Consider the following 16,699-nt stretch of genomic DNA (forward strand, 5'->3'; position numbering starts at 1 on the left):
GGGTGGCTGTGACCACCCGGCCGGCGCGCTTCAGTGCTCCTTCTTGATGACGAAGTAGGAACCGCGGATGGTGCCGGCCAGCTTCGACTTCTGCCGGGCGAACTTGAACGACCCGAGCTCCTCCGGAACGTCCATCCCGTCGGAGAGCTTGAAACCGACTGCCCGCTTGCCGCCGTCATCGATCGTGTACATCACGTTGATCGACAGGCCGCTCTCGTAGAAGACGTAGGCCATCCGGATGTTCTCGACCTGAAAGGCTGTCGCCTCGAGCGGCCGGGAGGAGATGACCAGGCCGCGTTCCTCCTCGAGGATGCTGCTCACCCAGGCGATGGTCGACTCGGCTTCGCTCGCGGGCTCGACCGTGAAGGTGTGGTCGTACTTGTTCTTGAAATAGCGGGCCTCGTTCGCCCGCAGGCCGGCCAGCGCATCCGCCACCGGCGACGACTCCAGGCCGACGGTCGAAACGGTGCCGAAATCCACGGCATAAGACATGACAGATCCTCCGCGTGTCGGCACGTCCCTATCCGGCCGTGATCAGCGTAGCGGTGTGCATGGCCAGTCAAGGTAGGGTTCGCCGCCATCGCGGTGATCTCGGCGCAAGACTTGCAAGGAGGTCGGCACGGACACCGCCGCGCCCTGGAGCGTCGACTGGGACACCACCGGCTTCGACGGCCTCGTGCTGCTCAGCACCCGGGCCACCACGGCCGGCGGCACGCAGACGACGGACGGCTACCAGGTCACGGTGGACAACAAAGCCCCGACCGGGCTGACCGTCCGCTTCCCCCGCCGGAACGGTTACATCGGCCAGGGCGGCGAGCTCGCCGTGGACGCGACTGACGACATCTACGTCATCGGCTCCGAGCTGGTCATCGGTGACACAGTGGTCTCGTCGAAGGACCTGACCGGCGGCGGAAACCTCGATCTGCGCTGGAACGTCAAGGTCCCGAACGGAAAAACCACCACGACGATCCGGGTACGCGACCAGGCCGGCAACGCGACGGCGCTGACCAGGACGGTCACCGTCGACAACGACCGGCCCGCGATCACCGGCAGCACGACCGCAGGCGGCGCGGTCCGGGGCACCTTTGAAGTCACCCTCAGCGGCTACCGGGACGCCAGCCCGATCGCCGCGTTCGAGGCCTCCCTGGACACGGCGCGGCAACTCCGCTCGTACGCCCAGGAGAACTCCCGCACGGTCACCATCAACAGCCGCGAGGTCCCGAACGGCAAGTACACCCTGGGCTGGCACGCCATCGACGCGGCCGGCAACGAGGCGGTCCTGAAGCGGCCCCTCACCGTGGACAACAAGGCCCCCACGGTGTCGATCACCAAGGCGCCGAAGAACAAGGCCAAGGTCAAGAAGAAGTTCACGGTCACGGCCAAGGCGAGCGACACGTACGGGATCGCGAAGGTGCAGCTGCTGATCAACGGCAAGGTCGCGCAGACGGATGCAAAAGCGGGCTACTCGTTCACCGTGAACCCGAAGAAGTACGGGAAGAAATTCACCATGCGGTTCCGGGCGTACGACAAGGCCGGCAACACGAGCTACACCCCCACCCGAACGTACAAGCGTTAGCCGGCCGCGACCGCTGATCAAGCAGTGAACACTCACAGTGTTCAACAAGTGACTCAGAGCATTGAGGTATGGATGGGGACTTCATAACCTCGAAGGATGTCGATATCAACCGTGGGCCGCGTCGCTCGTGCCGGCATAGCGGAACCACCGGAACCGGCACTCTTCGCCCCACCCGACGGCTCGCCGGCCTTGTTCATCGAACCGGTGGACAGGCTGCGGCATGCTTTCCAGGCCGGCTATCCGCTGGAGCGGTACCGGCGCCTGTGGCGCTTCGGCCAGACTCACGAGGTCAACAGTTGTATCCGCGGCCACCTGGGATACGGGCGGGAGAAGAACGCGGCTCTGTGGGACCTGAACAAACAGGACTTCGCCAACGCCCCCGTACCCAACGGCGCCGCCGCGCCGTTCGTGATTCGGCTGTCGGATTTCACCGTCGTCTTTCAGCCGAAGCCCGATCTCCGGCTCAACTCCTTCATCGGCGCCCTGCAGGCGATGATCCGCACGCAGACACGCGAGACCGGATGGCGGGTAGCCCCGCTCACCGGGGAGGTGTCCTTCGACGATTGGCGCACTCAGATCGATCTTGTCACCCGGGTTCGTTTCCGTATGACCAGGTCCGGTTCCGAGCAGACGCAGAGCCGCCTCATCGCCCTCCTCGGAGAGTCCGGAGCCGACCTGGCATCCGTCGAACTCCGCGCAGCGGACGGCCTTGAGACTTCCGCTCCCCTGGTCATCGAGTTGGCCCACCTTGCCGAGAGCGGCTACGGCGAGTTCGCCGCCAAAGGGCTGGTGGGGCAGGGTTCCGGAACCATGCGTGAATGGAGCAGCAATCTCGGTGGCGAAAGCATCATGACCGAAGTCGAGCTTGAGGCAGACAGCGGCGAGGCGTCCTGGAAGGCGCTGGATGAGCAGCTCGCCGAGATAAGTCCGCCCCCTCCCGGCGACGCTAACTCTGAGCCTTGGGAGTGAGCAGATAGTCGTCGGCGTCGGGGCTCCACTTCAGGTCGACCGCGTTGCTTGTTGCGGCTGCTTTGCAGAATTGCAGGAAGCTTCGGTATCCCAGCTTCTTCTCGCTGAAGTCCGGCGCCACCTTGCGGACCTGGTTCTTCAGGCCCGACAGGGCCGCGGAGCCGTTGCTTCCCGCCAGGTCCGAGACCACACCGCGGAGCAGCGCGAACGCCGCCTCCCTGTCCCCGTGCTCCGGCAGCGCCACCTCCGGGTCCCCCTTGGCCGACCCACCGCCGACCAGCTCGACCACGTTGTGCCCGGCCAGGTAGCGGAGCATTTCGCCGAATGCCCGGAACCCGTAATCCGCCTCGTTGAACGTCGGATCCTTTCGCAGCAGTGTCCGCTTGAGCGTCGACGCAGTCACCGTTCCACTGGAACTGCGCTGCAGCCCCGCCACCGTCTGCGCCACCAGAGCCGAGAGTGTCTCCACGTCGCGTACCGGCTCGCTCGGCGCCGGCTGCGGCTCCTTTACCGCTACCGCCGGGATCTCCACGCCTTCCAGGCGGTCGTAGTAGAGGAACTCGTCGCAGGCCGGCGGGAGCAGGGCCGAGGTTGATCTTTCGACCCCGACTCCGATCACCCGCTTGTTGAGCTCGCGCAATTTGTGCACCAAGGGAGTGAAATCGCTGTCGCCGGTGCACAGCACGAACGTCGAGATGTACGACCGTTCGAACGCCACCTCCAGCGCGTCCACCACCATCTTGATGTCCGCCGCGTTCTTGCGGGAGGCGCCCATCCGCTGCGGGATGTCGATGAGTTCGACGTGCGAGCGGGTCAGCATGCGGCGGTCCTCGTCGAAGTACGACCAGTCCGCGTACGCCCGGCGGACCACCACCCGGCCCCGCTCGGCCAGCGCGTCGGCCACCGGGCGCAGTTCGAACGACATGCCGCCCAGGTGGTCACGGGCGCTGATCGCCAGGTTCTCGTAGTCCAGGAACATCGCGATGCGTTCTTCGTGATCCACCCGCTCAGCGTACGCAGGCAGAACAGCCCCGCGGACGAAGCGTGAGAGGATCCCGCCCATGGAAAACGACCGGCTCGCCCTCGCGCAGGACCGTACGACCGACGCCGCGACGCTTTACCAGCTGGCTTCCGACCCTTCCGTTCAGGTTCGCGCCGCCGTCGCCGCCCGGCCGGACGCGCCGGCGGAGGCGCTGCGGCCACTCGCCCGGGACCGTGACCGGACCGTCCGGCAGGCGGTCGCCGCGAACCCGGCCACCAGCCAGGGCAACCTGCTGCGCCTCGTCGGCGACGCCGACCGGTGGGTGCGCTGGGCGGTCGCGGCCAACCCGTCGTGCGATGCCCGGGTACGCCAGGTGATGGTCAAGGCGCAGGACAAGGAGTTGCGCGGGCTGCTCGCCGAGATGGGTGAGCTCGAGCCCGAGCTGGCCGCCATCCTCGTCAAGGACGCCTCCCCCGAGGTACGGGAGCGGCTGGCCAGTCACACCTACGACCCGGACGTCATCGCCGCTCTCCTGCAGGACCGGACCGTCCGGGTGCGCAAGGGTCTGGCCATCAACGAGCAGACCACCGCCGAGCATCGGCACGCCCTGGCCCAGGACTCGTCACCCGACGTCCGCGCCGCGCTGGTCCGGGCGTTGCCGCTGGACGAGGCCGACCTGCAGACCCTGGTCAACGACCGGTCGGTGGAGGTGCGACGTTCGCTGGCCACGTCGGCCGTCACCCCGCAGCACATCCGGCAGGCGCTGGAGAACGACGCCGACGAGACGGTGGCCGACGACGCCCGCCGGTATCAGGCCACCGCGGCACCGGTGACGGCTCCCCGCCCCGGGAACCGCCGGCCGATCGGCAAGCGTTTCCCGGGACGGGCCGGTCGCTGATCAGCCGGCGGTGAGCTGGAGTGCCCCTCGGAGCAGGGCTACGGCCCGGGGCGCCACCGAAGCCTCGTCCAACGGGCGGGCCGGGTCGGACAGCATCAGGCTCGCCGTGACGAGGTCACCGTCGGCGGCGCGGGCGAAGTAGTTGAGGGTCAGTACGCCGGGCTCCGACCCGCCCTTGAACCACACGGTCGGGAACTCCGCGGTGGGCAGGCCGACACCGCCGTCGTTGATGGTCAGAGCCGCGTTCACCGCCGGCTCGTGCTGCCGCCACAGGCCGGCGTACGCCTGGCACATGTCCACCGGTGAGCCGAACCATTCGACCTTGTCGATCATGCGCGGGTTCGGCCAGGCGGTGATCGACGTGAGCGGCACCCGGTCGAGCAGCGGCAGCATCCGCGCCCGCAGGGCCGGGCTCAGGGCGGCGTACGACGACGCGGCGGCCGGGTAGTGCCACCCCTTGAGCGCGAAGAACTCGCGGGTGGTCAGCACCGGGGCGTTCGGCGCCGAGTTGCCGAAGCGGGTGAACTGCCGCCGCACCGCTTCCCGGCCCACCCGGTGGATCAGGTGGTCGGTGGCCGTGTTGTCGCTAATGGCGATCATGTGGTCGGCGTACTCGGTGAGGGTGTGCACCGTGCCGTCCGGCTCGTTCTGCATGACGCCCGACGGCAGCGACTTCCAGGCCGGGTTCAGCGGCAACTCGGTGTCCCAGGACAGCCGGCCGGACTTCACGGCCTCGGCGAGAGCGCCCAGCACGTACAGCTTGAAGGCGGATCCCCATGGCCGTACCGTGTCGGGATTTCGGCCGTGCACCAGCCGGCAGCCGGCCGGCGAGATCCGCATGGCCGCGAAGGAGACCCGCGGCGCGAGGGTGCGCAGGCTGCTGTCGACGGCGGTCCAGGTGGTCGGGGCCGGCAGGTACGGCGTCAAGCGCAGTCCGGTGATCAGGCCGGAAGCGTTGACGGTGAGGCTGACCAGCAGAGTGCCGGCGGGGCTGGACACGAGCTGCCGCAGCTCCGTCGGTGACGACGAGATGACCGCGGCCGGCGTGAACGGGGCCAACGGGCGCAGCGCCTCGTTCAGATCGGCGGCCAGCAGGGCCTGGTCGAGGTGCTGCGCCAGCTCGTCGGCCGGCACCGGCAACCGGGCCGAAGCGTCCATCAACCAGGCGAACTGGGTCTCGGCCGGCGAAGCGGCCAGTACGGGCGCCGCCGGCAGACCGAGCGTCAACGTCAGTGCCGCGATGACCGCGACAATTCTCCGGACCATCAGAACCCCCGGGGGTACGGGCGAGGTCAGACCGGCCGGATGAACAGCCCGGCCACCGTCCCCTCGCGACGGAAACTCACCTGGGCTGTGCTCTGCCCGGCCTCGAAATGCATCAGGACGTCGACCACCGTGAACTCCCCGGCGGCGTGCACCACCGGATCGCCGAACCGCTCGAACGCGCCGACGCTGCCGACTACCACCGCCCAGACCGAGGCGAGGGCCTGGGTGTCGAGCTCCCGCCGCATCGTCTCGTCGAAGTCGCCGCGGACCCGGTCGAAGCGAGCGGCCGCGAGGTGGGTGAGCAGGTCGAGCGCCTTGTCGCCGGCGCCGGGCAGGATCCCGGCCGACATCGGCTCACCCGTACGCGGATCGACCGGCCGTCCGAACCGCTGGAACGCCGCCTGCCGCGTGGTGCCCAAGACGTCTCCGATCTCCTGCCAGGTGTGTCCCTCGGCCCGCGCACGATCGACCGCGGCGCGCAGGGAGTCCTGGGCTTCGAGCACCTGCCGGTGCACAGCCTGTACTTCCCCGAGGGTCCCGCCGACCCTGGATGATGTCAAGCCTGAATTGACAGATTGGCGCTGTCGCCGAGCCGCACTGCGACACGTCGAGTTGCAAAACCGCTGCTTACGCCCTGGTCCAGGACGGGCGTCGAGCGGATTACCGCAGTATTCGCAGTCCACAGCACGTAATGGTAATCCGTGACGGCGCAGCACGGAATACCGCACGGAAAGACTAGGACGGATGAGTGGCGAGGTGCCGCGTCAGCAGCGTGGCCACCTGCTCGGATGCCTTCTCGGGCAACCAGTGCGACACCCCGGCAAGCGTCTCGAACTGGTAGGGACCATCGACGTAGCGGGTCGAGTCCGGAGCTCCGCAGAGACGCCCGCATCGCGTCGCCGTTCCGGCGCGACAGCATGAGCTCGGGCAGCCACGGCACTTGCAGAGCGGCCATGTACCAGGACCGCACTGCCTGGCTGCTGGACGCAAGGGACCGCAGGAAGGCCTCCGGATGCGGTACTGACAGGGCAGCCACCGAGATGACCCGGTCGGGGTGGTGGCCGGCCACGTGCCAGGCCAGGCCGCACCCCAGTCGTGACCCACCAGATGGAAGCGTTCGGCGCCGGCCGCGTCGGCCAGAGCCAGCACGTCCGCCGCCAGCCGGGAGATCGCGTACGCCCGGCGGCCCGCCGGCCTCCCACCGGCGGAGTAGCCGCGCTGGTCGGGGGCGAGCACCCGATAGCCGGCGCTGGTCAGGGCCGGCGTCACCGCGTCCCAGCAATGCCGGTCCTGCGGGAAGCCGTGCAGCAACACGACTACTTCTCCCGTTCCAGTGCCACCGGCCGCGTGCGTGTCGGTCACCTCGAAGATGAGGCCCTCGCTGGTGAAGCGTTCCATCCCCGCATCCTCATGGACGGTCGCCGATACGGCCAGCGATGACATACTGCGGACCGCATCGAGCTGGGGGAGAAAGTGATCACTGGAACGGACTCCGTCCTGGTGCTGGGCGTTGACCCGGCCGGCCTCGTCCACCGGTTCTTGCGGTCGTGGTCCGCTTCCTGGCCGGCCATGCGGGTGACGATCGGCGAGAGCGACACGGTCCCCTTCCAGGACTGGGACGGTACCGGTGCACTGCCACCAGGACCTGGGGAGATCCTCGTCGCCCGCGACGAAGCGATGGAGAGCCGTACGAGATGGTGGTGGTCGGCGCTGGGCTCACCCTGCTGACCGTCGTCAGCCCGGACGACGCCGACGACTTCACCGCGACGATCATCGAGAGGCTGCTCACCGAAGCGACGACCCTGTCGTGAAGGGCAGGTCGGTGCGCACGCCCTCAGGTGCGGGCCGGATATCCGAGGAGCTCGACCATGTCGCCGGTCGCCCCGGCGAAGGCTTCGTGGATGTCGTCGTCGAAATGGCTGTGCCAGTCACCGGACTTCCCCTTGCTCGTCACGAGCCGGCCCGATCGTCACGCTGCGCGTTCCCAGCAGGATTCGAACCTGCGACCTCGACGTTCGTAGCGTCGCGCGCTGTCCAGCTGCGCCATGGGAACTTGTACCGCGTACCCGGAGAGGGATTCGAACCCCCAACCTTCCGACCCTGAATCGGACGCCTCTGCCGTTGGGCCACCCGGGCAGGAAATGGTTTCACCGAATGCGTTCAGGGGCGATTCGGCAATGAAAAAGCCGCCCTCTCCTCGGCTCGAGGGGGGCGGCACAGACGCAGGCTCTGCTGCGTCAACCGCTCCACCACCCCAGCTCAAGGCGGGTCTGAAGGCCGCGAAGGAACAGCTCGGCCGGCAGGTCGGACAGGGTGAGCGAATAAGCGGTCTGCTGCGACATGACGGTCAACTCCCTTCAAGGCCTCGGTGCGGTGCCGGTAATAAGAATGGCCGACCTCGCCGTTGGAGTCAACGCATTATGACCGCTCACGTGCCGGCCGGGCCGTTGTCGATGAACGCGTAGGTCGTCAGCAGCGGCGCGTCGCCCAGTTCCTCGGCGATCAGGCCGGTGCGCGGGAAGACCTGCAGGAAGGCGCCCTGATTGCTGATCGCGTACGTGGGCCGGCCCTGCTTGTCCTTCGCCTTCAGCCGGCTGATCGTGAACAGCTGGCCGTCCCGGCGGGTGTCGCAGGCGGTCGCCTCCACGGTCAGCGGTCCGCTGCCGTTGTTCTTGATGCCCATGCAGGACTGCTCACCACCGGCGCCGGCCTTCGCGGTCTTGATCAGGAACTTGTCGCCAACCGGGGCCAGCACGAACAGCCCGAACTCGGCCTCGCCGTCGGTCAGATTGAGCCGGCCTTCGTCGTCGACCGCGACGATCGACTCGCTGGACGGGATCGGCCTGATCACCACCTGCCGCCGGCCGGCCAGGATCGGGTCCTTGGTGCTCACCGCGGGCTTGTTGCCGCTGCCCGCCGTGGTCGGCTTGATCGGGGCTGGCGTCGTGCCCGCGGACGCCGGGGTGGTGAAAGCGACCGGCTTGCCGGACTGCCGGTCGCCGCGGGTGCACGCCTGCTGGGTGAGCACGAGGCCGGCGGCCAGCACGCCGAAGAGAACAGTGGAACGACAGGTCCGCACGGGATTCCTCCAGATCGATGTGTTCCGACCCGGCCCATGCTGTCGATCAACCGGCGGCCACGGCGCGATCGCGGCCCACAGTGGCACGAATCCTGGAGGCGGCTATCCGGTGATCGGCAGCGCCGTCGCGAGCGGCCAGGCCACCACGAGTGACCCCACGAGCGCGATGAGCCACGCCGGCGCCGAGAAGCGGTGCAGCACGGCGCTCCAGACCGCCTGCCACAGCAGCAGCACGGCGAGCAGCGGCACGATGAGCAGCACAAAGCCGAAGGTGAGCCCGACCACCGCCGCGCCCGTCAAGGCGACCACGGCCACCGCGGAGACGGCCAGGACACCGAAACTGTTGCCGTTGGTGACCCGCTCGGCGGCGTACGCGAGGACAGCGAAGCCCGCCCAGAGCAACGCGAGCAGCCACCACCTCGACCCGCCGGGGATGGCGTAGGTGAGGCCGAGGTGGGTGGGCACGGCGATCGCCGTGGCCGCGTACCCGATGAGCAGGGGTGTGGCGAGTGCGAGCCGCAGCCTTCCCGGCGGGGTGACCGGCTCGCGGTCCGGGCCGACCGGGCCGCGCAGGCGGAGATAGCCGAGGATCACGGCCCCGGCGACGCCGGTGAATCCGATGACATATCCACCGATCGACAGCGGCAGGTGATTGGTCGGCAGCACCCGGGCGAGCACGGCGGCGACCGCCGTGGCGCCGGCGGCGACCGCGAGGACCCCGCCGAGCTGCGACACCGAGAGCCGCGGCCACCGGCCCCGGGGGCTGCCGAAAACCAGCCGGGCGAGGGGGAACATCCCGGCCATCAGGGACAACAACAGCATCGCGGCCCCGGCGATCCGGCGGATCGGCGACGGCATCGCCGGCTCCTGCACGGGACGGCCGAAGCTCTCGTCCAGCCAGGCGGCGGTCTCCCGATGGGTACGGGGCGAGTAGAGGATGGAGATGTGCTCGACACCGGGCACGACCACCATCCGCCCAGCGGCGCGTTCGGCCTCGGCCCGGAAGCCCGGGAACTCCAGCGCGCCGACCAGCAGCAGCAGCCGCGCCGGACGCTGCGGCAGCACAGTGGAGGCGTCCGGCAGCGAGAGCGCGACCGTCGCTGCGATCTCTGGGTGCGCCACCGCGTAGCGGGTCACGGCCGAGGCGCCCATCGAGTGGCCCACCAGCGCGATCCTGGACGGGTCGACGTCAGGCAGCTGCCGCAGGTGCGTTGCCGCCACGTCGAGGTCGCGCTGCAGGGCGGCGGTGGAGGAATCGGTGGCGGCAGCATTGTCCGGCAACGGCCTGGCGTTGGCACCGTGGCCGGAGAAGTCGAGCAGCACGACCACATAGCCCCGGGCGGCCAGGGAGTCGCCGAACTGGGTCATCAACCGGGCCGAGCCGGCGAAGCCGTGAGCGACCACCACTCCTGGACGGCGGGCACCGGCGGGTGGATGAACCTCGTCCAGCGGCACGCCGCTGACGACCACGTGCGTGCGGGTCGCCTCGCCGGACGGGCCGGCCAGCAGCCACACCCCGACGACCGCCACCAGGACGGCGAGCAACGTCACGACAAGCACACCGAAGCGGGACCGGGCAGCGTTGACCACGCACGAGTGTGACATCAAACCGGCTTCCTTCTAGCATCGTCCTGGCGACCGCACGGCGTCGACAGTCCGAAGAGGGAGCCCTGTGGGTGGTCCACGCGCGTTGAGGCTGGTCCCGATCAGCCCGTCGGTGCGATGGCCCGATCAGACTCTCGACGTCGCCGCCCTGCGCGCCGCCGGCCACCGGCCGGTTCCGTTCCGGGACGTGGTCCTGAAGGTCCATCAGCGGTGCAACCTGGCCTGTGACTACTGCTACGTCTACACGATGGCCGACCGGAGCTGGCGCGACCGTCCGCTGATCATGGAACCGGCGACCTGGCAGGCGACCGCGGCACGGATGGCCGAGCATGCGGCCGCGCACAGCCTGCCCGCGATGCGGCTCGTGTTGCACGGTGGCGAGCCACTGCTGGCGGGCCTGAAGAGGCTGTCCCGCCTGGTGGCCGACTTCCGCGCCGCCTTCGACGGTGGCTGCCGGCTGGACGTGCAGATCCAGACCAACGCGGTGCTGCTGGACACCGGGCTGCTCGACTTCTTCGTACGGGAGAACATCCAGGTCGGCGTGAGCCTGGACGGGACAGCGACTGACAACGACCGCCACCGACGGCGCGCCGACGGCCGGGGCAGCTTCGCGGAAGTCGATCGGGCGCTTCGCCTCCTCGACAGCCCGCCGTACCGGGGGGTCTTCGCGGGGCTGCTCTGCACCGTCGATCCCTCGACCGAGCCCGTCGCGGCCTACGAGGCGCTGCTCGCGTATCACCCCACCGAGATCGACCTGCTGATTCCGCACGCCAACTGGTCCGCACCGCCCGAACGGGACTCCGCCGACTGGCTCATCTCGATCTTCGACCGGTGGTATGGCGCCCCCCGGCAGGAGACACGTATCCGCCTCTTCGAAGATGTGATCGCGTTGCTGCTCGGCGCCCCGAGCCGGTCCGAGCAGGTGGGGCTCAGCCCGGTGGCGGTGGCGGTGGTCGAGTCGGACGGCGCCATCGAACAGGTCGACTCCCTCAAGTCGAGCTATCCGGGCGCCTGCGGCACCGGACTCACCGTCTTCGACGATCCGCTCGACGCCGCTCTCGACCATCCGGGCATCGTCGCCCGGCAGATCGGCGTCGACGCCCTCTGCCCGACCTGCCGGGCCTGCCCGATCCAGCGCGTCTGCGGTGGTGGTCATTACGCCCACCGCTACCGGGTCGGCACGGGTTTCCTCAATCCGACTGTCTACTGCGCTGACATGCTGAAGGTGATCGGGCACATCGGCGATCGCGTGGGCACCGACCTGCGCCGCCGGATCAGACCTGCTTGACGTGGGTCTTGACCACCTCGGCCAGCTCCGGCGTCCACTCCATCGGCTGGTGAACGGACTTCGTGTGCAGCTCCACGTGCTGCAGCAGCTCCCCCTCCTCCGGCGTCGTGAACTGGGCGGGACAGTCGTTGTTGAAGTCGGCGCAGCGGATCGAAACAGTCATGCGCCAGGGCTACCCGGCGCCTTCCGCCTGAAACGGCGGGGAACGGGTACTGCCGGTTCAACCGACGAGAGGACGTGGTGATGAGCATCGAGCAGGAGCCCGAGGACATGGTCGAGTCGGCCGAACAGGGTGACGCCCCCACGGTGCCCGAGGGGGAGGACGTCCGGGTGGGACCGGAGGAGTCCGATGAGCCACAGGCCGGAGGCGCCGAGCCGACCGACTGAGCGCTATCCGGCGCAGTGGAAGTACGACAGCGTCGTGTGGGTCTTGGTCTGCTGCTCCCCGGTCAGGTCGATCTCGTACGCCCGCAGCACCGACGCGAGCTGGGCGGCCACCGGGACCGCGGCCCGGGCGGCACAGCGGGTGGACAGCTCGAGGATGCTGGAGCCGTCCGGATAGGTCCAGCGTTCGACGGCCAGCCGGAAGTCCGCGCCCTGGGGGAGAATCTTCTCCCGGCGTACGTCGACCGGCCCGAAGATCGACAGATCGCCGATGCGGATCCGGCCGGGGAGCAGCGCCAGCTGCTCCTTGGAGAACAGGGTCCGCAGCGGCCGATAGCCGCGCACCGCCTTGCGCACGTCGTTCTTGCCGAGCCGCCGGGCGATCGCGCCGGTGCAGACGAACTGTCCGGGCATCGCGTCGACCTCGACGCCGAACCGCTTCGACCGGCGCAGCCGCGCCGGGAGCTCGTCGGCGACACACGGCCGCAGTTTGACCACCGAGTCGTCGGCGCGGTCCCCGACGCTGCGGATGCGGGCCACCACCCCGTGCCGCTTCAGCTTCAGATCGTCGGTGTCGAGGAAGTACACCTTGCGGGCGGACGCCCGGGAGAAGTCGACGCCCAGCGACGCGCAGGTGGCCTCGTGCGCGGTCACGGGCACGACCAGCTTGAGCTCTACCCGGTCCGCGTGCCGGGCCGAGGCGAGCAGCCGGTCCAGCTCACGGCCGGGCAGCTGCCAGAACTGCTGCGCGTCGGCCGTCGTTGCCGGATCCTGCACGAGCTGCATGTGGGGGTTCCTCCGGTGTCAACCATGGTCGAACAGATCCGGGTTCCCCAGCGTACGCAAGACATGCGTACCCGTGTTGTGCCGTGCGTCATGGCCGCGCCCGGATGCGCGGCGCCGGCAGGACCGGCACCGCGCATCCGGGCGGTCACGCCGGCCGGCGCCGGTTGAGCAGCGGGACCAGGTTGAGCAGCAGGCCGACCAGGGCCACGCCGGTCACCAGGTTGACGCCGGGGTGGAAGCCGCTGAAGTCGGTGCCCGCTCCCCCGTCGACGAGCAGCGCCGTCAGCACGGCCAGCACCAGGGCCGCGCCCACCTGTCCCGAGGTCTGCACGAGACCGGAGGCCAGGCCCTGCTCGGAGTCGGCGATCCCCTGCGTCGCCTGGGCCATGATCGAGCTGAAGCCGAACGCGAAACCGCCGCCCAGCAGCAGCATCGTCGGCAGGACGGTCACGGCGTAGTGCGGCGCGTTGCCCGCCGTCAGCAGGAACCACGCGTAGCCCAGCAGCAGCGAGGTCATCGAGCTGATCAACAGGCGCGGGGTGCCGTACCGGTCGATCAGCCGGCCCACGAAGGGTGACCCGAACGCGACCAGCAGGCCCGCCGGCAGCAGGGCGAGCGCCATCCGCAGCGGCGACCAGTGCAGGACGTTCTGCAGGTACAGCGTCATCATGAACTGGAAGCTCAGGTAGGAGCCGAACAGCGCGATCATGCTCAGGTTGGCCCGGACGACCGTGCCGGTGCGCAGGATGCCCAGCCGGATCAGCGGGTGCCGGACCCGCTTCTCGGTGATGACGAAGCCGGCGAGCAGCACCACGGACAGCAGCAGCGAGCCCAGGGTCAGCGGGGCCGTCCAGCCGCGGTCCGGTGCCGACACGACGGTGTAGACGGCCAGCAGCATTCCGGAGGTCAGGGTCGCGGCGCCGACCAGGTCGTGGCCGCCGCCCGCGGCCGGGCGGTCGCGCGGGATCAGCGCCATGCCCGCGACCAGGGCCCCGATCGCCAGCGGTACGGGGATCAGGAACGTCCACCGCCAGCCGAAGCTGGTGAGCAGCCCGCCCAGGATCAGGCCGGACGAGTAGCCACTGGCGCCGAAGACGGAGAACACCGACAGCGCGCGGTTGCGGGCCGGGCCCTCGTGGAACGTGGTGGTCAGGATCGACAGGGCGGTCGGCGCGGTGAAGGCCGCGGCCAGGCCCTTGACGAACCGGGTGGCGATGAGCAGCGTGCCGTCGTCGACGAGACCACCGACGAGCGAAGCCACCGCGAAGACGGCGAGGGCGAGCAGGAAGACCTTGCGCCGCCCGAGCAGGTCGGCGGTACGCCCACCCAGCAGCAGCAGTCCGCCGTAGCCGAGCACGTAGCCGTTGACGATCCACTGCAGCGACGTGGTCGACAGGCCGAGTTCGATGCCGATGGACGGCAGCGCCACGCCGACCATCGAGACGTCGAGCCCGTCGAGGAAGAGCACCGCGCACAGGACCGCGAGCACACCCCAGAGTCGCGGGGTCCAGCGCTGGTCGACCGGCGTGGTCGGAGCTGCCGCCGGGAGGGCGGCTTCTGAGATAGTCACGAGCCAGAAGTTACATGCGTGCGCATCAAATGTCGAAGCATCAAATCCGCGTGCATATAATTTGAGTGCATCTACTTCCCCCAGCCGTTAGGATGCGCGACATGACGTCCGAGCCCGCCCTGGTTGAGCGCTGGCGCTCGCTGTTGACCAGCTACAACGAGGTCGCCGGACACCTGGAGCGGGCGCTGCAGGAGACCCACGGGCTCACCATGGGCGAGTTCGAGACCCTCGACCGGCTGATCACGGTCACCTGTGAGAAGCGCCGCATGCAGGAGCTCGCCGCGGACATGTACCTGAGCCAGAGCGCACTGTCCCGGACAGTCGCGCGCCTGGAGAAGGGCGGGCTGGTCTGCCGCAGCCTGTGTGAGGACGACCGCCGGGGGATCTTCGTCACGGTGACGGAGGAGGGGCTGCAGCGGCACACGGACGCCCGGGCCACCCACCGGGCGATCCTCGCCGAGCACCTCGGCGCCCCGGCCACGGCCGGCTGAGGCAGACCCCGCGCCGCCGGGTCACTCCGCCGTCGAACGGTCCTGCCAGGTACAGAGGCAGACCTTGTTGCCCTGCGGGTCCGCCAGCACCCAGAAGCTCGGCGCCTCCGCGTCGCTGACCACGGTGCCGCCCGCCGCCACCGCCGCGTCGATTCTCGGCTGGACCTGGGCCGGGTCCACCCACACGTCCGGGTGCCAGCGCTGCCGGGGCTCCTCGCTGCCGGACTGCTGCAACCACATGACCGGCAGTGCCCCGTACGGGTCACGTAGTTCGTCGCCGGCCGGTTCCATCGCCAGCACGGCGCCCCAGAACGGCAGGACCGCGGCAAATTCCGGGCTGTCCAGCGCAAACTCGAGCCGGGACACGGTCGCGCCTTCGGTGGCCGTGCCGGCGTCGGCGGCGATGGTGGAGATCGTGCGGGCCAGCCGCAGGTCACGACCGGTCACCGCGCCGACGTCGTGGCTGGTCAGGCGGATGTCGACGTGGGTGTAGCGCAGGTCGAGATCCGGGTGGTGGTCCATCGCCTCCGCGGCCGCGCCGATCGCGTTCACGATGGCGAGCCCGGCCGCGAAGTCCCGGGTGCGGATCCTGGTCTGGAGCCCACCGAGCAGGTAGACCCATCCGGCCGGGGCCTCGTCGGCGATCTGCTGTCCCGTCAGCTTGGTCATGCAGGGATGCTCGCATACCGGCGGCGCTGCCGCGATCAGCTCCAGCCGGCGTCCCGGCAGGCCTTGGTGAGCGCATCGGCGTCGGCCTTCCAGGCCGTGGTGCTGTCGTTGGCACTGTCACCCACGGCCAGCACCCGGTCGGCGATCGCCTCGTTGTCGGTACCGGCGGCGGACTTGCTGACCTTGTCGGCCAGGGCGAGCCGGGCCGCCGCCGTACGAGCCTCCGGATAGCCGTCGGCGAAGTCGGTGCACGCGCGCCCGGCCGGGGCGTCGAGCACGCCGCCGCCCTGCTCCTCGCGGGCCGACCTGCCCACCGCCAGTCCCACCAGGACCACCGCGAGCACCACTGCCCCGATGATGACCTGACGCTTGTTGAGACTCAGCTTCACAACACTCCTCTGGAGAACGTACGGGCCGGAATCCGGTAGGCAGATTATCCGCCGGCCGGGCTCCGGCCCGTCAGGACGAGGGTGCGCGTGCGGGGGATCAGCCGGCGCGGTGCGGCAGCTTCCAGCCCGGCCGCGGGAAGTGGCAGGTGTAGCCGTTCGGGATGCGCTCGAGATAGTCCTGGTGCTCCGGCTCGGCCTCCCAGAACGGGCCGGCCGCGGTCACCTCGGTGACGACCTTGCCCGGCCACAGCCCGGACGCCTCGACGTCCGCGATCGTGTCCAGCGCGACGCGCTTCTGCTCGTCGTCGGTGTAGAAGATGGCCGACCTGTAGCTGAGGCCGATGTCGCCACCCTGGCGGTTCAGCGTGGTCGGGTCGTGGATCTGGAAGAAGAACTCCAGGAGCTCACGGTACGACGTGACGGCCGGGTCGTAGACGATCTCGATCGCCTCGGCGTGGGTCCCGTGGTTGCGGTACGTCGCGTTCGGCACGTCGCCACCGGTGTAGCCGACCCGGGTCGAGACGACGCCCGGGCGCTTGCGGATCAGGTCCTGCATTCCCCAGAAACAGCCTCCGGCGAGTACGGCCTTCTCTGCGGTCATCGCGATACACCTCTTTCTCGGCGGCCGCAAGACGGCGGCTGCCTGCCCCACGAACGGTAGCGCGCCGCGGTGCCCGGCCGCGGGCCAGCGGCGACCCGATCAGGTGCGGTTCGCGCCGGTGGGCTTAGCGGTCCTGCTCCTGGGTA

Annotated in this window: 19 protein-coding genes, 2 tRNA genes and 1 pseudogene; 6 read left to right on the forward strand and 16 right to left on the reverse strand. The window is 69.4% G+C overall.

Features of this window, described 5'->3' with window-relative positions:
* Window positions 1-30 precede the first annotated feature (30 nt).
* Window positions 31-492, reverse strand: a complete 462-nt coding sequence (locus tag ACWEOZ_RS15590; RefSeq protein ID WP_451911355.1) for a phage tail protein — start codon at window positions 490-492, stop codon at window positions 31-33.
* 184 nt (window positions 493-676) lie between these two features.
* Here ACWEOZ_RS15590 and ACWEOZ_RS15595 point away from each other — a divergent pair, with 184 nt between their 5' ends.
* Both ACWEOZ_RS15595 and ACWEOZ_RS15600 read left to right on the forward strand, forming a co-directional pair.
* Window positions 677-1,576, forward strand: coding sequence for an Ig-like domain-containing protein (locus ACWEOZ_RS15595; protein ID WP_451911356.1), 900 nt, complete (start codon window positions 677-679; stop codon window positions 1,574-1,576).
* 96 nt (window positions 1,577-1,672) lie between these two features.
* A complete protein-coding gene (locus ACWEOZ_RS15600) occupies window positions 1,673-2,545 on the forward strand; it encodes a hypothetical protein (protein ID WP_451911357.1) in 873 nt (290 codons plus the stop codon).
* Here the strand turns inward: ACWEOZ_RS15600 and ACWEOZ_RS15605 are convergent.
* The gene (locus ACWEOZ_RS15605) at window positions 2,523-3,548 is read right to left on the reverse strand and encodes an NYN domain-containing protein (RefSeq protein ID WP_451911358.1); all 1,026 of its coding nucleotides are present in this window, start codon (window positions 3,546-3,548) and stop codon (window positions 2,523-2,525) included. The two genes, ACWEOZ_RS15600 and ACWEOZ_RS15605, sit on opposite strands and share 23 nt — an antisense overlap.
* Window positions 3,549-3,606: 58 nt before the next feature.
* Between ACWEOZ_RS15605 and ACWEOZ_RS15610 the strand changes: the two genes are divergently transcribed.
* Window positions 3,607-4,425: a hypothetical protein gene (locus tag ACWEOZ_RS15610; RefSeq protein ID WP_451911359.1), complete on the forward strand. Its 819-nt coding sequence runs from the start codon at window positions 3,607-3,609 to the stop codon at window positions 4,423-4,425.
* On the opposite strand, the gene ACWEOZ_RS15615 is transcribed toward ACWEOZ_RS15610, so the two are convergent.
* The 8 genes and pseudogenes from ACWEOZ_RS15615 to ACWEOZ_RS15650 form a co-directional block, all read right to left on the reverse strand.
* Window positions 4,426-5,691, reverse strand: a complete 1,266-nt coding sequence (locus ACWEOZ_RS15615; protein ID WP_451911360.1) for a serine hydrolase — start codon at window positions 5,689-5,691, stop codon at window positions 4,426-4,428.
* 26 nt (window positions 5,692-5,717) lie between these two features.
* Window positions 5,718-6,251, reverse strand: coding sequence for a DUF3887 domain-containing protein (locus ACWEOZ_RS15620; protein WP_451911361.1), 534 nt, complete (start codon window positions 6,249-6,251; stop codon window positions 5,718-5,720).
* Window positions 6,252-6,426: 175 nt separating this feature from the next.
* Entirely contained in the window at window positions 6,427-7,224 is a 798-nt protein-coding gene (locus ACWEOZ_RS15625; protein ID WP_451911362.1) for an alpha/beta fold hydrolase, read from the reverse strand.
* 301 nt (window positions 7,225-7,525) lie between these two features.
* Window positions 7,526-7,636: pseudogene (locus ACWEOZ_RS15630) on the reverse strand (sulfotransferase domain-containing protein); the annotation flags it as partial.
* Between the two features lie 34 nt (window positions 7,637-7,670).
* Window positions 7,671-7,744, reverse strand: a tRNA-Arg gene (locus ACWEOZ_RS15635).
* Between the two features lie 10 nt (window positions 7,745-7,754).
* Window positions 7,755-7,827: transfer RNA gene (locus ACWEOZ_RS15640), tRNA-Leu, on the reverse strand.
* 292 nt (window positions 7,828-8,119) lie between these two features.
* Window positions 8,120-8,770, reverse strand: a complete 651-nt coding sequence (locus ACWEOZ_RS15645) for a hypothetical protein (RefSeq protein WP_451911363.1) — start codon at window positions 8,768-8,770, stop codon at window positions 8,120-8,122.
* Window positions 8,771-8,872: 102 nt separating this feature from the next.
* Entirely contained in the window at window positions 8,873-10,375 is a 1,503-nt protein-coding gene (locus ACWEOZ_RS15650) for a dienelactone hydrolase family protein (protein WP_451911364.1), read from the reverse strand.
* Between the two features lie 112 nt (window positions 10,376-10,487).
* Here ACWEOZ_RS15650 and ACWEOZ_RS15655 point away from each other — a divergent pair, with 112 nt between their 5' ends.
* Window positions 10,488-11,663 (forward strand): FxsB family cyclophane-forming radical SAM/SPASM peptide maturase, encoded by a 1,176-nt coding sequence (locus tag ACWEOZ_RS15655; protein ID WP_451911365.1) that lies wholly within the window; start codon window positions 10,488-10,490, stop codon window positions 11,661-11,663.
* On the opposite strand, the gene ACWEOZ_RS15660 is transcribed toward ACWEOZ_RS15655, so the two are convergent.
* On the reverse strand, window positions 11,650-11,826 hold the full coding sequence (locus ACWEOZ_RS15660; protein ID WP_451911366.1) for a DUF1059 domain-containing protein: 177 nt from the start codon (window positions 11,824-11,826) through the stop codon (window positions 11,650-11,652). The two genes, ACWEOZ_RS15655 and ACWEOZ_RS15660, sit on opposite strands and share 14 nt — an antisense overlap.
* Window positions 11,827-11,906: 80 nt before the next feature.
* Between ACWEOZ_RS15660 and ACWEOZ_RS15665 the strand changes: the two genes are divergently transcribed.
* Window positions 11,907-12,050 (forward strand): hypothetical protein, encoded by a 144-nt coding sequence (locus tag ACWEOZ_RS15665; RefSeq protein ID WP_451911367.1) that lies wholly within the window; start codon window positions 11,907-11,909, stop codon window positions 12,048-12,050.
* 3 nt (window positions 12,051-12,053) lie between these two features.
* Here ACWEOZ_RS15665 and ACWEOZ_RS15670 read toward each other — a convergent pair whose 3' ends face one another.
* Window positions 12,054-12,833: a hypothetical protein gene (locus tag ACWEOZ_RS15670; RefSeq protein WP_451911368.1), complete on the reverse strand. Its 780-nt coding sequence runs from the start codon at window positions 12,831-12,833 to the stop codon at window positions 12,054-12,056.
* Between the two features lie 145 nt (window positions 12,834-12,978).
* Window positions 12,979-14,403: an MFS transporter gene (locus tag ACWEOZ_RS15675; RefSeq protein ID WP_451911369.1), complete on the reverse strand. Its 1,425-nt coding sequence runs from the start codon at window positions 14,401-14,403 to the stop codon at window positions 12,979-12,981.
* 101 nt (window positions 14,404-14,504) lie between these two features.
* Between ACWEOZ_RS15675 and ACWEOZ_RS15680 the strand changes: the two genes are divergently transcribed.
* Window positions 14,505-14,894, forward strand: coding sequence for a MarR family winged helix-turn-helix transcriptional regulator (locus ACWEOZ_RS15680; protein ID WP_451911370.1), 390 nt, complete (start codon window positions 14,505-14,507; stop codon window positions 14,892-14,894).
* Window positions 14,895-14,915: 21 nt separating this feature from the next.
* Here the strand turns inward: ACWEOZ_RS15680 and ACWEOZ_RS15685 are convergent, their stop codons facing one another.
* The 3 genes from ACWEOZ_RS15685 to msrA form a co-directional block, all read right to left on the reverse strand.
* Window positions 14,916-15,563 carry a 4a-hydroxytetrahydrobiopterin dehydratase gene (locus ACWEOZ_RS15685; RefSeq protein ID WP_451911371.1) on the reverse strand — a complete coding sequence of 216 codons (648 nt, stop codon included), beginning with the start codon at window positions 15,561-15,563 and terminating at the stop codon, window positions 14,916-14,918.
* A gap of 35 nt (window positions 15,564-15,598) precedes the next feature.
* On the reverse strand, window positions 15,599-15,952 hold the full coding sequence (locus tag ACWEOZ_RS15690) for a hypothetical protein (RefSeq protein ID WP_451911372.1): 354 nt from the start codon (window positions 15,950-15,952) through the stop codon (window positions 15,599-15,601).
* A gap of 97 nt (window positions 15,953-16,049) precedes the next feature.
* Window positions 16,050-16,553 (reverse strand): peptide-methionine (S)-S-oxide reductase MsrA, encoded by a 504-nt coding sequence (gene msrA, locus ACWEOZ_RS15695; protein ID WP_451911373.1) that lies wholly within the window; start codon window positions 16,551-16,553, stop codon window positions 16,050-16,052.
* Window positions 16,554-16,699 lie beyond the last annotated feature (146 nt).

It is taken from the genome of Actinoplanes sp. NPDC004185, assembly GCF_053603475.1.